Below are 15,312 nucleotides of genomic sequence, written 5' to 3' on the forward strand. Positions count from 1 at the left end.
TTATATGGGCAGAACGCTGGAACAGCTTCTTGCGGATGAAAAACCGGAAGTTGTGGCAAATGCGCAGGCGATGGCTACGGAAATCCTGCTGAATATTCACCTGGCCGAACTGCGTGAGAAGGTGCAGAAAACCCAGGTGGAAATGGCTCAGGCGCTAGGGTTAAAACAGCCGACCGTGGCGGGAATGGAGAAACCGGGTCGTGACCTGAAACTTTCCACCCTTAAGCGCTATGTCGAGGCTACCGGCGGTAAGCTGAACCTTGATGTTGAACTGCCGGATGGCTCTCATTACGGGTTCACCCTGTGAACCACAGACTCCTCCGGCGGCTAATGATGATGAGAAAAAACAGTGAGGTTGCGGCAGTTGGCGAATTTGGCAGCCAATCGCGGAGATACAGGCATGAGCAAGCGAGTCAGGCAATGTATAGCTTGCTTCAATCCCGACCGGTTTACTGCGGACGTGAATCGATTGTCCCGCGCCGGGGCGGGATTTCACTGATTAACGGCGGGATGACGGCGCGTAGAAGGGTTCGCGGGGCGTTTCCTGCTCCAGGTAATGACGGTAAAAGTCTTTAACATGCGGGAACACCGCTTTGCCCATTTCGCGGCGCGCTTGTTCGTCAGCGGTGCGGGGAGCTGCCAGCTTGCGTGCGATTTCCTCAAGCACGGCGGCGCGATCCACCCGGGTAAACCGTCCCCGGTGGCAGACTTCCTCGCCGGCGATAAAGACGCTTTCGATATCCTTGGCGCGTGCCCGCTGCACCAGCACATCCAGCAGGGGGATATCGTCGTCCTGGTACGGCCAGGTGATGCTTTGCCAGTCAAACAGCACTGCATCCGCCAGTTTTCCCGGCTCCAGTCGACCGATCCGGCCGGCGAACGGGGTGGTTTTTGCGCCGCCTTCCGTCGCCATGCGCAGGATTTCGCCGCAGGACGGCACTTGGTCGTCGTCCATGCCCGGCACGCGGTGCACCCGTAGCGCCAGACGCATCTCCTGCAGCATATCGCGATCTTCGTTGATGCCCGCCTCATCCAGCCCCAGTCCTACGGTCAACCCATGCCGGCGGAAAGCGTTCAGCGGGGCAACGCCGCTGCGCAGGCGTAAATTAGAGCTGCAGTTATGGCACACGCAGGTGCCGGTAGCCGCCGCCAGTTCAATATCGGCCTCGTTCAACCAGACGCCGTGCCCAAGGGTTAGCGCCGGCCCCAGCAAATCCAGCCTGTGCAGGTGCGCCAAGGCCGTGGTGCCGGTGCGCCGGCGCGCGTACTCACGCTGGTAGGCGGTTTCCACCAGATGCATATGCATCGGCACGCCGGCGTTATCCGCCTCCGCTTTGATCGCCTGTAGCGCCTCGTCGCTGCACCAGTGTAAATTGGCGGGGGCCAATTGGATTTTTGTGAGGGACTGCCCCTGGTTATCCGCCGTCAGCATGCGGAACAATTTCAGGTGTTCTTCCAGCGGCAGCCGCTGTTTTTTCAGATGCGCCGCCAGCTGAGGCTGAATTTCCGGCGGTACGCGGGCCACGAATTGCTCATCGGCCTCATAGACCAGCAAATTTTGCTCGCGCACCGCGAAGCTGTAGGAAGCGCGCATACCCATCTCGCGGTAGGCGGCAAGCACCGCGCCGGCCGCCTGGTGCAGGGTTTCCAGCGTTCCCGGACGCCAGCCGTGGATATGCTGGACCGTGGTGATGCCGGAGGCGACCATCTCAAAAGCGGAATAGAGCGTATCCAGCCGCAAATCCACCTCACGCGCGCCCATGCGGCTGGCAAACCACAGCTCCAGGGCATAATCGGGGGAACCCAGTTGCAGCGGGGTCAGGCCCACATGATGATGGCTGTTGACAAATCCCGGCAGCAGCACGTGTTGCATTGAACCGAAGCGTCGAGCCTGCGGATACGCGGCGATCAAATCATCGGCTTTACCGATGTCCCGGATGACGCCGTCTTTTTGGTAAAGCGCGCCCTGTTCAACCGCGATCGGGCGGCCGTCCTCGCCGATCCCCTGGATCAGGGTGCCTGCCAGTATCAATGATTCAGACATAGGAAATCCTGTTAGAGTAAGATTATCGCACCCAGCCGTGCGGTACGGGACCAAACAAATCGCCGCGGCGACGGTCGAAAAAGCGCATTTGCCTGCGAATCTCAACGAGTCGCCGGTAATCCAGCGTGGCATTCACCTCGCCCGGACCCTGCAAACGGGGACGGTGGGCCAACAACGCGCCGTCGGCATTGATTACGCACGACTCGCCGTAGTTATCCGTCGCCATACCCTCCAGCCACTCCTCGCCCACTTTATTGGCGCATATCACCATCAGGCCGTTTTCATTGGCATGGGTGCGCAGTTCACCTAAAAAGAACGCCGGATCATCGCCGCCGCTGCCGGCGACAGGCACGATCACCAGTTCTGCCCCCGCCTGGCGCAGTCCACGCCAGCATTCAGGCATACGGCGGTCATAACAGATCAATACCCCACAACGCCAGCCCTCGACCTCAAAGATTTGCAGCCCGTCCCCGGGGCTAAAATGCGCGGCCTCGTCATAACCCGGCGGCGGATAATCGCTCACCGGCAAATGCAGTTTCCGGGACAGGGCGCCGTTGCCCAGCCGTTGCCCCAGGCGGTCAAAACCGATAACCGCGTTGTAGTACTGGCCACTTTGGCTATCGTGTTCGTAGAGCGGCAGTAAAATGGCGCACCCCAGCCGTTGGGCCAACTGCGCGCACCAGGCGGCGCTTTCACCCTCGACCGATTCGGCCCAGCGGCGGTATTTTTCCGCGGGCGCCGCGCAAAAATAGGGCGTCAGCGCCAGTTCGGGCAGCGCCACCAGCCGCGCCCCGGCTTGCGCCGCTCGGGTAATGGACGCCTCCAGCATTCGGCGATTAAGCGCCAGATCCTCTTTGCCCGGCGGCATTTGCAGCGCGGCAACCGGCAGTGAGGGCTTCATCAGCCCGCCTCCTGTTCGGCAAAGGCGCGATCCACTTCATCGCGCAGCAAATCAATGAGATGATCGCTGAGCTGGTGGAATACCGGGCTTTTAGGATCGCGCGGACGCGGCAGATCGATGGGGATGATTTCTTTAATGCCCCCTGGACGCGCGGTAAAAACCACTACGCGATCCGCCAGCGCGACGGCTTCATCGATATGGTGAGTGACAAAAATCATAGATACGCCGGTTTGCCGCCAGATGCGGATGAGAAAATCCTGCATTTTCGATCGCGTTTGCACATCCAGGGCCGCAAAGGGTTCATCCAGCAGCAGCGCCTCAGGATTGAGCGCCAGCGCCCTGGCCATCGCCACGCGCTGGCGCATGCCGCCGGAAAGCTGATCCGGTCGTTTATCCGCGGCATCGGCCAGCCCGACGTTTTGCAGGATGGCCTGCGCCCGTTTCAGCCGTTGCTCTTTGGACATACCCTGCATCTTCAGGCCGAAGGCGACGTTTTCCGCCACCGTGAGCCAGGGATAGAGCGAGGCTTCCTGAAAGACAAATCCGCGATCGGTGCCCGGCTGGGATACCTCGGCGCCGCCGCAGCGAATCCACCCTTCGCTCACCGATTCCAGCCCGGCAATCATATGCAGCAGGGTGCTTTTTCCGCAGCCGCTGGGGCCGAGCAGCACGACAAATTCCCCTCGCGCCACCTGTAAATCGACATTTTTCAGCGCAATGACCGCGGCGCCATCTGCGTCGGTCCAAACCTTGCCCACGCTGGTGCAATCAATCAGCGGCGGCTGTGGGGTGATGCTCTGCGTCATTTCTGGCCTCCGGCGCGGTTTTCAGGCACCCAGTAAAGGAGTTTTTTCTGCACATAGCGCAACAGCTGATCGAAAACAAATCCGGTGACGCCGATAATGGTCATGGTGAAAAACGACAGGCTTGAATTGAACGTGTTGCGCGCCTGCATGACGATTTGCCCAAGCCCGCTGCCGACGCCGGTCGCTTCCGCCACCAGCACAATCATCCAGGCGCCGAAAAGGTTCATGCGCAACACGAAGAATAACGCCGGCAGGATGGCGGGGATAATGACGTAACGGAAGGTTTGCGCCCGGGTAGCCCCCATGACCGCCGCGACGTTGAGATGGGTTTTGCTCACCCCCTCAATCTGGCTGATGGTGGATACCGTCATCACGAAAAACAGCGAAATAAATACCATGAATATCGCCGGCGGGTTGCCTATGCCGAAGATAAAGATGGCCACCGGCAGCCAGGCGATGGGAGAGATGGGCGCCAGCAGGGTGATGGTCGGCAGCACCAGCTTGCCGAACAGACGGAAATAGCAAATCGCCAGGCCGCACGCCAGGCTCAGGATAAAACCCAGGGCCAGGCCGGCCATCACGCGTCCCACCGTGGCGAGGATGGTTTTTCCCAACGACAATAGCGCGGTATCGTTGGTGACCTGGCCGATAACGTCGGTGGGGATAAAGTACTGTGCCTGCTGGGCAAAATTCGCCAGGAAGATATGCGGCGGCGGCAACAACAGCGGATTCAGCGCTCCAACAGCCCAAAGCGCTTCCCAGATCCCGGCAAACAGGGCGACGGAAGCCACGCCCCAGCCCAGACGCGAGCAAAAGGCCGTCCAGCCGCGGCGACGGGCTCTTTTCAGCGGAGGATTGATGGCCACCGGCGAAACGCCGGTGGCCTTAACCGGCTTTTGCAGGGTATTCACATTCATGCGCTTTTCAGCCCCAGCGAACGATACAGGTCGGGATTTTCCTTGATCACCTCATTGAGCAATGACCAGTCGAAGATATCCGCTCCCGGCACCTTCTGGATGTAACGCAGCTCTTTCAGGTTATTGGCGCGTTGCAGGATAAAATTCTGGTTCTGCCGCTGGTCAATCATCGCCGGCTGTTTGGCCGCGGCATCAAGGGTGGCCTCATAGCTGGTCTTGAAGTATTTGCCCACCGTATCCTTGACCGCCGAGGCCCGATCGGTTTCCTCCTGATGCTGGCCAATCATCATGCCCTTGATCAAAGCCTTCACCGCCTCGCGATTCTCGGCCAGGACCGAGGCGCGCACCGCCAGCACGCAATCGCTATAGTTTTTTCCATAAATGTCCACGCCGTCGGAAAGCCGGACGGCCCCCGGACGCGCCTGCAATGCCTGGGTCGCGTAGGGCTCGATATGGCACATGGCGTCGATATTGCCATTGATAAACGCCTGGGCCAGCTCCGGCGAAGTGCCGAAGTAGCGGACCTTGACGTCGGCAAAATTCATGCCCGCTTTCTTGAGATAATCATAAGGCAGCATTTCCAGCGTATCCGCCTGGAAGGTTCCCAGCGTTTTGCCGCGCAGCTTTTCGGCGGAATCAATGCCCTGCTGGGTAACAATCACGCAGCCTTGCACTCCGGAACCGGCGACGATCTTGATCGGCGCCCCCTGGGCGTAAAGCGTGATAAAGTTGGTGTAAGGCACTACGGTCACGTCCACCAGCCCGGCGCCGAACAACGCGGCAATATCGGCGTTGGTAGGGGTAGTGACAAAGTCCAGCGCGACGTTCTTCGCCAACCCGCGCTCTTTTACCAGGAAGAACGGACAGTTGCATAACCCCGTTCCATGAGTTGCCTTGAAGGTGGTGATATCGGCCGCCAGGGCGGGGCTACTGATAAGGTATTTGCTTAATGCCAGGCCGCCGGCCGCCAGCGCGCTGTGTTTGAGAAAATGGCGGCGATTGATATCAAAGCCGTTAAGCCGCGGTAAAACCGGTTTTGTTGACATAACCTTTGTCTCCTGGTGTTGATAAAACAGCGAACGCCCCCGGCCTGGTAAGACTTGATGGCCGACGGGTGGCTTCGCGGCCTGGTGTTCGTCGTAGCCGCGTGCTATAGCGGGTATTCTGTAGCCGTTTGCGCCAGCATGGCGGATAAGCGGCTGAAATCGAGCACCGAACAGGGGTCATCCGGCGGCGTCAGCCTGCCCATCGCGACAAGTGCCTGAAACCGGTTGATGATGACGCCGCCAAGCGGGCGTATATCGATTTGTGGCGGTTGCCGCGCCAGGCCCTTCATCAGCACCGCCAGCGGAACGCCGGGGTAAAAACCAGCCACGCTTGACAGCGTGCCCCGGGGGTCTGCCTTTATGGCGTTTTCCGCCTCTAGCAGGGCCTTGATCACCGCGTCCACCACATCCGGGTGCTGCTGTAAAAAACGTTGGCGCGTGACCAATACGGTATCGGGATAATCGGCTCCCCAGACGTCGGCGGCGTCGCACATTTTTTTAAACCCCAGCTCTTCGAGCTGGCTAATCATCGGCTCGATAAAGGTGCAGGCATCTATTTCACGCCGCCGCATGGCGGTTATAGCCTGAGGCAGGGTGTCAAAATAACGGATATCGCAGTGCTCCCGGGCGCCCTGATAACGGTCGATGGCCTCATACAGCAGCACTTCCATCGGATCCTCGAAAAAGGTGCCGAAGCGCAGGGCGGCGGGAGCCGTAGCCACGCTGTCGGGATGGATCATTACCGCCATGCCGCCAACGCCGCTGCCCGCGATAATCCTCAGTGGGTCCGCCGCGCCGTAATCGCTGAGGGGTTGGGTGAATCCCGTGGTGCCAATCTGCGCCGCGCCGCTTCTGAGCAAGGCAATGGTTGACGACGTGCCGCTGAGCTTCGGCACCGTCACGGTTAATCCCCGATCGCGAAAAAACCCCCATGCTTGCGCAACGAATAAGGGCAGATTGGAAAGGGCTTCACCGTGAGCCAGCAGCAATTCAGTCATGTCAGTGTTCCACAGAATGCAAAAATATTGTCAACAATCGTCTGCGGCAGCATGGCGTCAAAATGGTTGTTGCAGAGGATATCGGATAGTTTTGACAATAAGATCATGTAAAATTGAAGTCAATAATTATTTAAATTGTTCATCAGTTTTATTTTTGTGATATGCATTACTTATGTATAGCGTTTGACCGCCGAAAGTGAAGGAAAATAAGTAATGAAAAAAAAAGCGCCTAAGGCGCTCTTTTTACACAATAAAACCTGCGGATTAATGAAGGCGGTAAATCAAGGAAGAGGCGCCAGGTATAAGAAATTCAGTTTCCCGTGCCGAGCAGGATCTCTTCCAGATCCTCTTCCTCTTCTTCCGGTTCTTCCAGATGAAGGGAATTTTCGATCCCCAGCAGATGATCCAGCATCAGTTTTTGCGCCCGCAGACTGTCCCGTGCCTCCACCGCATCCAACAGCAGTTCATGCTCATTGTGCTGGCAGGTGACATCCGTCGGCGTGTCATACAGCAGAATAGTCAGGCAGGTCAGTAGCTGCAGCCCGCGCACGGTTCTTTCGAGAAAACGGTTGCCTGACAGGGAGGCCAGCAAGACATGAAACTCCCCGGACAACCGCACAATCCGGCGGCGATCGCTGGAACGTCGGGCGTCTTCTTCTTGTTTGACATGCTGCCGCAGCAGCTTGATTTCCTGCGTGGTCACCCGCTTGCAGATATTTTCCAGCAGGGGAACCTCGACATAACGCCGGGCCTGGAAGAATTCTTTTGCTTCCGCGATGGTCGGGCTGGCGATAAACGCGCCCCGGTTAGGCAAGATCTCCACCACGCGCTCGAAGGCCATTTGCTGCAGGGCCTCCCGGACCACGGTGCGTGATACCTTGAAAATAGCCGCCAGCTTTTCTTCCGTAAGCTTGGTACCGGGCTTAAGGCGGTGTTCAGAGATGGCATTCATCAATATTTCATACACCGCGCCGCGATCCTTGGTGTACAGCGTAGCCGCGGCCTGTACATTTTCATCTGTTGGGCGTTTCGCTCTGGCCATGATTAAATGACTCAGCCTCCTGATGTATAGCGGAAATGAAAATCTAATTTGATCCGAAACAATCATGGCATCAATATGTATATGATCACAAGGAAAATTGCTAACTATTAAAATAAATCATGTCTATCATAGCCGTTTTACCTTAAGCAATCGTCCCGGGTAAATCAGGCACTTCAATCGGGTGTTCTATCGCGGTTTCCAACGGACTGAAGCGCAGCCGCATGTCCGGGATCCAGCCGGTAACCTGAAAGGCGTCACGCCGAACACCTGTGGGTAATAAGCCTCACAGGGGCGGAAAAAAAACGCGGCTCTGTTAGCGCGGCACACCCATTCCCTTTTAATAGGCTATGATTATTTTTCATATGCTGGTTGAGACCGAGCCAATCGGACATCCTATTTGGATTAAAAGAGGCCATTGAATGGAGTCCAAATCTTTTTTTAAAAGTTGGGGCGCCGAATATGTGGCCGCCGGCGCAGTTCGCTTTCGCCTCTGGGCAAGCGGGCAGGACAGGGCGACGCTCAGGCTTTCCGGCCGAGACACAGAAATGAGTTCCCGCGGCGACGGCTGGTTTGAACTGCTGGCAACCGGCGTTGCTCCGCGCGCTGAATATAACTTTGTCCTGGCCGACGGCACGGTGGTGCCGGACCCCGCCTCCCGCGCCCAGAAGGGAGATGTCAACGGTCCTTCCCTGGTCATTGACCCGACCCGTTACCACTGGCGGAATACTGAATGGCACGGCCGTCCGTGGGAAGAAACGGTTGTCTATGAGATGCATATCGGCACGTTCACGCCGGAGGGCACGTTTCAGGCCGCGATCGGGAAGCTGCCTTATCTCGCCGAACTCGGCATCACCATGATCGAGCTCCTGCCCCTCTCGCAGTTCGGCGGCAGCCGTGGCTGGGGCTATGACGGCGTGCTTCTGTACGCGCCGCATTCCGCCTATGGCGCGCCGGAAGATGTCAAAGACTTCGTCGATGCCGCCCACGGCCATGGTCTCTCGGTGGTGCTCGATATCGTACTCAACCATTTCGGTCCGGAGGGCAATTACCTGCCCTTTCTGGCGCCGGATTTCTTCCATAAGGAGCGCATGACGCCCTGGGGTGCGGGCATTGCCTATGACGTCGATGCGGTCCGCCGTTATATCGTGGAGGCGCCGCTTTACTGGCTGGAGGAATTTAACCTCGACGGCCTTCGCTTCGATGCCATTGACCAAATCGAGGATATTTCCCCCAAGCATGTGCTGATGGAAATCGCCGAGCGCATCCGCGCCGAGATAACCAATCGACCGATCCATCTGACCACCGAGGACAGCCGCAACGTCATCTTCCTGCATCCGCGCGGGGAAGACGGTTCCGTGCCGCTCTTCAACGGCGAATGGAACGACGATTTTCACAATGCCGTCCATGTCTTCGCCACCGGCGAAACGCATGCCTATTACAACGATTTTGCCAGGGAGCCGGAAAGGCTGGTTGCCCGGGTTCTGGCGGAAGGTTTCGCCTATCAGGGTGAGGTCTCGCCGCAGACGGGCCAAAAGCGCGGTGTCAAGAGCACCGGGCAGCCGCCGGTGGCTTTTGTCGATTTTATCCAGAACCACGACCAGGTGGGGAACCGCGCCCAGGGTGAAAGGCTGATCGAATTGGCCGGCGCCGACCGCACCAAAGTCCTGCTCGCCGCGCTGCTTTTTTCACCGCATATCCCGCTTCTTTTCATGGGCGAGGAATATGGCGAGACTCGTCCCTTCCTGTTTTTCACCGATTTCCATGGCGCCCTCGCCAGGGCAGTGCGCGAGGGCCGGGGGAAGGAATTCGAAGGCCATGCCGGCCATGAGGGCGAAAGCGTGCCCGATCCGAACGCAAAGAAAACCTTCGAGATGTCGAAGCTTGACTGGAAGAAGCCGGACAGCAAGGTTGGCAGCGATTGGCTGGCGCTGACCAGGGAACTGTTGGCGCTGCGCCTGAAACATGTCGTGCCGCTGCTTGCCACGGCCGGCGGGAATGCCGGCAGGGTGGTGGAAATAGCGGAAGGATTCCTCGCCGTTACCTGGACTTTTCCGAAAGGCACGTTGTCGATGGCGCTCAATATCGGCGAGACATCCCGGACGCTTCCCGGCCAGCCTGGCGAGACTATCTTTGCGTGGCCGAAAGCGGCAAATGACCTGCCGCGGAACGCCATCATTATCCGCCTTGCTTCGGGAGACGCAAAGTGAAGATCCCAACCGCGACCTACCGTATTCAGTTCCGCAACGGCATGACCTTCGACCGCGCCGCGGGACTCGTACCTTATTTGAAGCGGCTCGGCATCAGCCATCTTTATGCCTCGCCGATTTTCACCGCCACCTCAGGCTCGACCCACGGCTACGACGTGACCGATGCCAACGAGATAGAGCCTTCCATCGGCGGCTGCGAAGGTTTCGACCGCATGGTGAAGGCATTGCAGGGCGCGGGTCTGGGTCTTATCCTCGACATCGTGCCGAACCACATGGCCGCCTCGCTGGAAAATCCGTGGTGGCGCGACGTCATCGAGAAGGGCGAACACAGCCGCTACGCCCGGCATTTCGACATCAACTGGTCTGAGCGCCTGACCTTGCCCTTCCTCGGGGATACCTTCGAGGCCGAGCTGGAAAATGGCGAGATAGCCGTCAAGCCCGACCCGAAAACCGGCAGGCCGGCTTTCGCCTATTACGACACCTTTTACCCTCTTGCCGCCGAAACCTGGCAAGGCCGTGAGGCCGAGGTCCTGAATCTCACCGATAAGGCGCAAATCGCCGGACTGCACGAAAGGCAACCCTATCGGCTAATGTCCTGGCGGGATGCGCCCCATAACCTTTCCTACCGCCGTTTTTTCGAGATAACCGGCCTCGCCGGCGTCAGGGTCGAGGACAAGGCCGTCTTTGACGATACGCACAGGCTTATCCTCGAACTCGTTCATTCCGGGGTGGCCGACGGGCTGCGGGTGGATCATGTGGACGGGCTGGCCGACCCGAAAGCCTATCTTGAGCGTCTGCGTCAGGAGGCCGGGCCGGACTGCTATATCACGGTGGAAAAGATCCTTGGCGAGGGTGAGCATCTTCCGGCGGACTGGCTGATTTCCGGCACAACCGGTTACGAATTCATGGCGTCGCTGTCCGATGTGCTGGTGGATGAAGAAAAAATCGGCGCCCTGCGCAAGGCCTACGAGGATGTCGTGGGCAAGCCGGTAAACATGGCATCTGAACTGCGGGCGGCCAAATTTCTGATGGCGGGCAAAAATTTTGAGGGTGAATTCACCCGGCTGCTGATGCTCGTGATGTCCATCGCCAGGACGGATGCCGTGCGGCTTGACGAGAAAGCCGCCAGGTCGGCCCTGCGCGAGCTGCTGATTGCCTTCCCGGTCTACCGCACCTATGGCACGGCGGAAGGTCTGCCGCCGGCGGATTATGATCTGCTGCAAAAGGTGGCGGCAAAGGTGAGAAAAGGCGCGAACGCCCCCGATCCCGCGGCGCTGGATTTTATCATCCGCATTCTCGCCGGCGAAATCTCCCCCGCCGCGTCCGGTGAGGCCGCTGATTTCCGTACCCGATTCCAGCAGCTGACCGGGCCGCTGATGGCCAAATCGGTGGAGGACACGCTGTTCTTTCGCCAGCACATGGCGCTGGCCCTGAACGAAGTGGGGGCCGAACCGGTGCCCCGCGTCTTTCCCCTCGAACGTTTCCACCGGGAGATGAAGATACGGCTCGAACGGCAGCCGGATGCGCTTTCAGGCACCTCGACCCATGATACCAAACGGGGCGAGGATGCCCGCGCGCGGCTTTATACCCTTACCGAGGCGCCGGACCTCTGGGCGGCGTGCGTCGCCCGCTGGCGCCGGATGAATCAATCCAAGGCCATCGCCCTCGATGATGGCCTCGCGCCGGAGCCGGCCGTCCAATGGATGCTCTACCAGGCGCTGGCCGGCGTCTGGCCGACGACGTTCCGCCCGGAAGACGAGGCGGACCTGAAGGTCCTTGAAGAGCGGTTTGTCGCCTATGTGGAAAAAGCGCTGCGGGAAGCGAAGCTGCGCACTGACTGGGCCGATAATAACGACAGCTACGAAAAGGCCGTGCTTGACTATGCCCGCCACCTGCTCTCGGCGGCCAACCAGACCTTTCTGCGGGATTTTTCCCTTGGGCTGCAGCCTTTCATACGCGCCGGCCTGGTCAACAGCCTCACCCAGACCATCGTCAAGCTGACGGCGCCGGGCGTGCCGGATATCTACCAGGGCAGCGAGGCGCTGGATTTCAGCCTCGCCGATCCCGACAACCGGCGTGAACCGGATTTCGCCGCCCTCGAACGTTTGCTGGCCGAAGATGAAAGCACGGTTTCCCCCACGGAAGAGGGCTGGCTGAGCGGCCGGCTTAAACAGCATATCATCGCCAGGCTCCTGCGTTTCCGCCAACGTAAGCCGCTGCTGTTTCGCATAGGCGACTACCTGCCGCTGGCCGCCGCCGGCAAGCGGGCATCGAGCGTCTTGGCGTTTGCACGGGCGGAAAGGGACGATACCCTTCTGGTCATCGCCCCTTGTCTGGTGTTCGGCTCCCTTCATGGCAGTCTTGCCCAGCCGCAGACGACATGCTGGGCAGAGACGGAAATTCCTTTACCCGAGCGGCTGGCTAACCGCCGCTATCGCGACATCTTCAGCGGAGAAGAGGTATTCTTGACCGACCGGATCGACTTGTCCACCGTGGACGGCGGTTCGCCACTGATACTCCTGGGCGCATGATGCTAATCAAAATAAGCGTTACAAGCGACTGAACTGCGTAAAATCGGACGGCTATGCGTGGCAACGTCAGGCGCCCTGTGGATCTTCGATCGGGTTTTTGACGATAAAGAAATAGGATAGCGCCCCGACAAACGTGACGCAGGAACAGATCACCAGCGCCATGTTAAAGGAATGGGTGGTATCAACCACCCAGCCGGTGACTATCGGCGCGAATGACGCGAAAATGAAACTGCCGAAATTCTGTATGCTGCTGACCGAGGCGACCATGCGCGACGGCGCCATGACCTGTACCAGTCCCCAGGCCGAGGTGCCGGCAAAATGGATAAAAAACAGCGCCATACTGATAAAGGCTACCGCCATCGCGGTTGAGGTGGACTGCACCACCAGCAGCGTACAGGCAGCGGAACATACCAAGCCCAGGCAAATCATCACTTTGCGCGTTTTCCCCAAGGGATAGCCTTTTTTAGCCAACCGGTCGACAACCGTACCATTCACCAGCATACCCACGGAGCCGAACAGGAAAGGGATGGCCGCCACCCAACCGGTGTTGCCCAGGCTAAGCCCGCGTTCAGCCTGCAAATAACCCGGCAGCCACGACAGATACAGCCATTGGGTATAGTTTACGCCGCTAAAGCCCAAAATCATGCCCCATACCGTACGGCGCTTGAACAGCGAACCCCATTCGGCGAATGATAAACTTTTGTTCAACGACGTTTTGCTGTCGGCATCAAGGTACGCCTGTTCCTCGGTGGTTAAGGGAAAGCGTTCCCGATTGCGATACCATGCGTACCAGCATAAGGCAATAACGATACCCAGGACGCCGATGATCAAGAACATCATGCGCCAGCCGAACGTCAGCATTAATACCACCAGGATCGGTGGCGCAAATGCCTGTCCAAGGGTAGTGGATGAATTAAAAATGCCCACCGGCATACCGCGCTCTTTGGCTTGAAACCAATCGTTGATCACTTTAACGCCGCTGGGCATAAACGGCGCTTCCCCGATACCCAGCCCGATGCGATAAAAAATAAAATGACTGAAACTGCTGACAGATCCCGTCAGGGCCTGCATGGCGGACCAGAATAGCAAGCCACCCCCCAAAACGATTCGTGGCCCGAAGCGGTCAAGCAATATCCCGCTGGGTAATTGAGCAATACCATAAGAGAGTGAAAATGCCGACAGCAGTACGCCGAACTCAGTGGCGGAGAGGCCCAGGTCGGAACGGATTGCCTGATTTGCGATAGACAAAGAGCCACGATCGAGAAAATTAATAATCCCGGCGATAAACAATAACAGTAAAGAAACGGTTTGGATTCTTTTGATTCTGTCGGTTTTCTGCAGCGATTGCGGTTGATCAATTGTCGTTATCTGCATGGAAGGGCGCCTCGACACTTGTTTGGAGTTATCAGTTAATTATGGAGTTACCGAGAAGTAAAGTCGACGCCTTTACGGGCGTCAAGAAATCGGCATCTTTCAGCATAGGATTAAAATGCTCTATCATGAGCTTATATTCATAAAAGGCGATTGTTTGAATGCTCACCGAGGAAACACCACTATGCGAGATCTGCCGCCTACCGCCACACTGCGCGCCTTTGAAGTTGCGACACGGCACGCAACATTCACCTCCGCTTCAGAGGAATTGCATATCACCCAAAGCGCGGTAAGTCATCAGTTGAAGAATCTCGAGGAGATCTGGGGATTGCCGTTATTTCAGCGAGGTAAGTCATTAAGGCTGACGCCTGCGGGAGCGGCGCTCGCGCCCATCGTGCGTGAATTCTTCATGAATCTGGAGGCAACGCTCTCTGATCTGAGAGAGCAAAAGGGCAGGGTCCGGCTCAGAGTCAGCACGACTTACTCCTTCGCGCTTAAATGGCTGCTGCCAAGATTGCCGGATCTGTCCCGGCGGCATCCGGAAATTTTGGTTACGCTGGAAACCACTGACAAAGCCATCAATTTTTCCAGCGCGGAGTCGGACGTTGCGATCCGTTTTGGCCATGGGAATTATCCGGCCCTGCACTCGGAATTCATGTTCAGGGAACAAATTTTTCCAGTGGCCAGCCCCGAACTCCTGAACCGCTTCGGCGCGCCCCACGAACCTGCCGAATTATTGCGTTACCCGCTGCTTACCCGAGACGGGGCGGATCTGGTGCCGAAATGGGAGCTTTGGTTTAAACAGGTAGGCGTAGGCATTTCCGCGCTCAAGGAAAGCGTCAGATTCGCTGATACCAACATGACCATCGAGGCGGCGTTGTTGGGCCAGGGAATAGCGTTGGCCCGAAGCGGACATGTCGAAACCGAGATAAGCGATGGCAGCCTGGTCAGGCTGTTTGACGTGCCGTTTCCTTCTCCGGTCGCCTACTATTTTGTCTGCCCGAAAGGAATTGAATCCCAGCCCCATATCCTCAGCTTTCGCAACTGGCTCCTGACGGAATCAAGCAAGGCCCGGCAAGGCTACCGATAATGCATGAGGATTTACTCATGCTGAAATGAGGAGACTTCGCTTTAATAACGGCATCGGGCTGCTTAATATGGCGTATGCCTTTTGACATCATTTTACTGACACTTTTCGCTGCTCTCTTGCATGCAACCTGGAATGCGCTCCTGCGCGGCGGAGCCGACAGACTTTGGTCGATGACGGTCATGTGTCTGGCGGTAGCCATCGCCAGCGCCGCAATAGCCTTGTTTCTGTCGCCTCCGGCCAAAGCCAGCTGGATGTATGCGATACTGTCGGCGGCGCTGCATGTGGGCTATAACCTGTTTCTTGTCAGGAGCTATCAGACCGCGGACCTCGGGCAAGCCTATCCGATTGCGCGCGGTTCC

The 15,312-nt window shown here is 57.9% G+C and carries 12 protein-coding genes and 1 pseudogene; 5 read left to right on the top strand and 8 right to left on the bottom strand.

From position 1 onward, the window contains the following. Positions 1–4 precede the first annotated feature (4 nt). Positions 5–307 carry a helix-turn-helix domain-containing protein gene (locus tag HB631_RS17240; protein ID WP_213992405.1) on the top strand — a complete coding sequence of 101 codons (303 nt, stop codon included), beginning with the start codon at positions 5–7 and terminating at the stop codon, positions 305–307. Between the two features lie 192 nt (positions 308–499). Here the strand turns inward: HB631_RS17240 and HB631_RS17245 are convergent, their stop codons facing one another. From HB631_RS17245 to HB631_RS17275, 7 genes are all read right to left on the bottom strand, one after another. Beyond that, a complete protein-coding gene (locus HB631_RS17245) occupies positions 500–2,044 on the bottom strand; it encodes an amidohydrolase family protein (protein ID WP_213992406.1) in 1,545 nt (514 codons plus the stop codon). Positions 2,045–2,066: 22 nt separating this feature from the next. After that, positions 2,067–2,945, bottom strand: a complete 879-nt coding sequence (locus HB631_RS17250; protein WP_213992407.1) for a carbon-nitrogen hydrolase family protein — start codon at positions 2,943–2,945, stop codon at positions 2,067–2,069. After that, entirely contained in the window at positions 2,945–3,751 is an 807-nt protein-coding gene (locus HB631_RS17255; protein WP_213992408.1) for an ABC transporter ATP-binding protein, read from the bottom strand. The genes HB631_RS17250 and HB631_RS17255 overlap by 1 nt, the downstream gene beginning before the upstream one ends. Then, positions 3,748–4,668: an ABC transporter permease gene (locus HB631_RS17260; protein ID WP_213992409.1), complete on the bottom strand. Its 921-nt coding sequence runs from the start codon at positions 4,666–4,668 to the stop codon at positions 3,748–3,750. The genes HB631_RS17255 and HB631_RS17260 overlap by 4 nt, the downstream gene beginning before the upstream one ends. Beyond that, complete coding sequence (locus tag HB631_RS17265; protein WP_213992410.1) at positions 4,665–5,714, bottom strand: ABC transporter substrate-binding protein; 1,050 nt, start codon at positions 5,712–5,714, stop codon at positions 4,665–4,667. Before HB631_RS17265 ends, HB631_RS17260 begins: the two co-directional genes overlap by 4 nt. Before the next feature lie 104 nt (positions 5,715–5,818). Further along, positions 5,819–6,712 (bottom strand): ABC transporter substrate-binding protein, encoded by an 894-nt coding sequence (locus HB631_RS17270; protein ID WP_213992411.1) that lies wholly within the window; start codon positions 6,710–6,712, stop codon positions 5,819–5,821. Positions 6,713–7,022: 310 nt separating this feature from the next. Next, on the bottom strand, positions 7,023–7,754 hold the full coding sequence (locus tag HB631_RS17275) for a GntR family transcriptional regulator (protein ID WP_213992412.1): 732 nt from the start codon (positions 7,752–7,754) through the stop codon (positions 7,023–7,025). 419 nt (positions 7,755–8,173) lie between these two features. On the opposite strand from HB631_RS17275, the gene treZ reads away from it, so the two are divergent. Beyond that, entirely contained in the window at positions 8,174–9,961 is a 1,788-nt protein-coding gene (gene treZ, locus HB631_RS17280; protein WP_213992413.1) for a malto-oligosyltrehalose trehalohydrolase, read from the top strand. Next, positions 9,958–12,492: a malto-oligosyltrehalose synthase gene (treY, locus tag HB631_RS17285; RefSeq protein ID WP_213992414.1), complete on the top strand. Its 2,535-nt coding sequence runs from the start codon at positions 9,958–9,960 to the stop codon at positions 12,490–12,492. Before treZ ends, treY begins: the two co-directional genes overlap by 4 nt. 66 nt (positions 12,493–12,558) lie before the next feature. Here the strand turns inward: treY and HB631_RS17290 are convergent, their stop codons facing one another. Beyond that, the gene (locus HB631_RS17290; RefSeq protein ID WP_213992415.1) at positions 12,559–13,866 is read right to left on the bottom strand and encodes an MFS transporter; all 1,308 of its coding nucleotides are present in this window, start codon (positions 13,864–13,866) and stop codon (positions 12,559–12,561) included. A gap of 181 nt (positions 13,867–14,047) precedes the next feature. On the opposite strand from HB631_RS17290, the gene gcvA reads away from it, so the two are divergent. Further along, positions 14,048–14,953 (top strand): transcriptional regulator GcvA, encoded by a 906-nt coding sequence (gene gcvA, locus HB631_RS17295; protein WP_213992416.1) that lies wholly within the window; start codon positions 14,048–14,050, stop codon positions 14,951–14,953. A 74-nt stretch (positions 14,954–15,027) separates the two neighbouring features. After that, a pseudogene (locus tag HB631_RS17300) lies at positions 15,028–15,312 on the top strand (EamA family transporter); the annotation flags it as partial.

The organism is Sodalis sp. dw_96, assembly GCF_018449575.1.
GTDB lineage: Bacteria > Pseudomonadota > Gammaproteobacteria > Enterobacterales > Enterobacteriaceae > Acerihabitans.

Coding starts and splice junctions, on each gene's coding strand:
- HB631_RS17240 (WP_213992405.1), top strand. CDS start 5: ATGGGCAGAACGCTGGAACAGCTTCTTGCGGATGAAAAACCGGAAGTT.
- HB631_RS17245 (WP_213992406.1), bottom strand. CDS start 2,044: ATGTCTGAATCATTGATACTGGCAGGCACCCTGATCCAGGGGATCGGC.
- HB631_RS17250 (WP_213992407.1), bottom strand. CDS start 2,945: ATGAAGCCCTCACTGCCGGTTGCCGCGCTGCAAATGCCGCCGGGCAAA.
- HB631_RS17255 (WP_213992408.1), bottom strand. CDS start 3,751: ATGACGCAGAGCATCACCCCACAGCCGCCGCTGATTGATTGCACCAGC.
- HB631_RS17260 (WP_213992409.1), bottom strand. CDS start 4,668: ATGAATGTGAATACCCTGCAAAAGCCGGTTAAGGCCACCGGCGTTTCG.
- HB631_RS17265 (WP_213992410.1), bottom strand. CDS start 5,714: ATGTCAACAAAACCGGTTTTACCGCGGCTTAACGGCTTTGATATCAAT.
- HB631_RS17270 (WP_213992411.1), bottom strand. CDS start 6,712: ATGACTGAATTGCTGCTGGCTCACGGTGAAGCCCTTTCCAATCTGCCC.
- HB631_RS17275 (WP_213992412.1), bottom strand. CDS start 7,754: ATGGCCAGAGCGAAACGCCCAACAGATGAAAATGTACAGGCCGCGGCT.
- treZ (WP_213992413.1), top strand. CDS start 8,174: ATGGAGTCCAAATCTTTTTTTAAAAGTTGGGGCGCCGAATATGTGGCC.
- HB631_RS17290 (WP_213992415.1), bottom strand. CDS start 13,866: ATGCAGATAACGACAATTGATCAACCGCAATCGCTGCAGAAAACCGAC.
- gcvA (WP_213992416.1), top strand. CDS start 14,048: ATGCGAGATCTGCCGCCTACCGCCACACTGCGCGCCTTTGAAGTTGCG.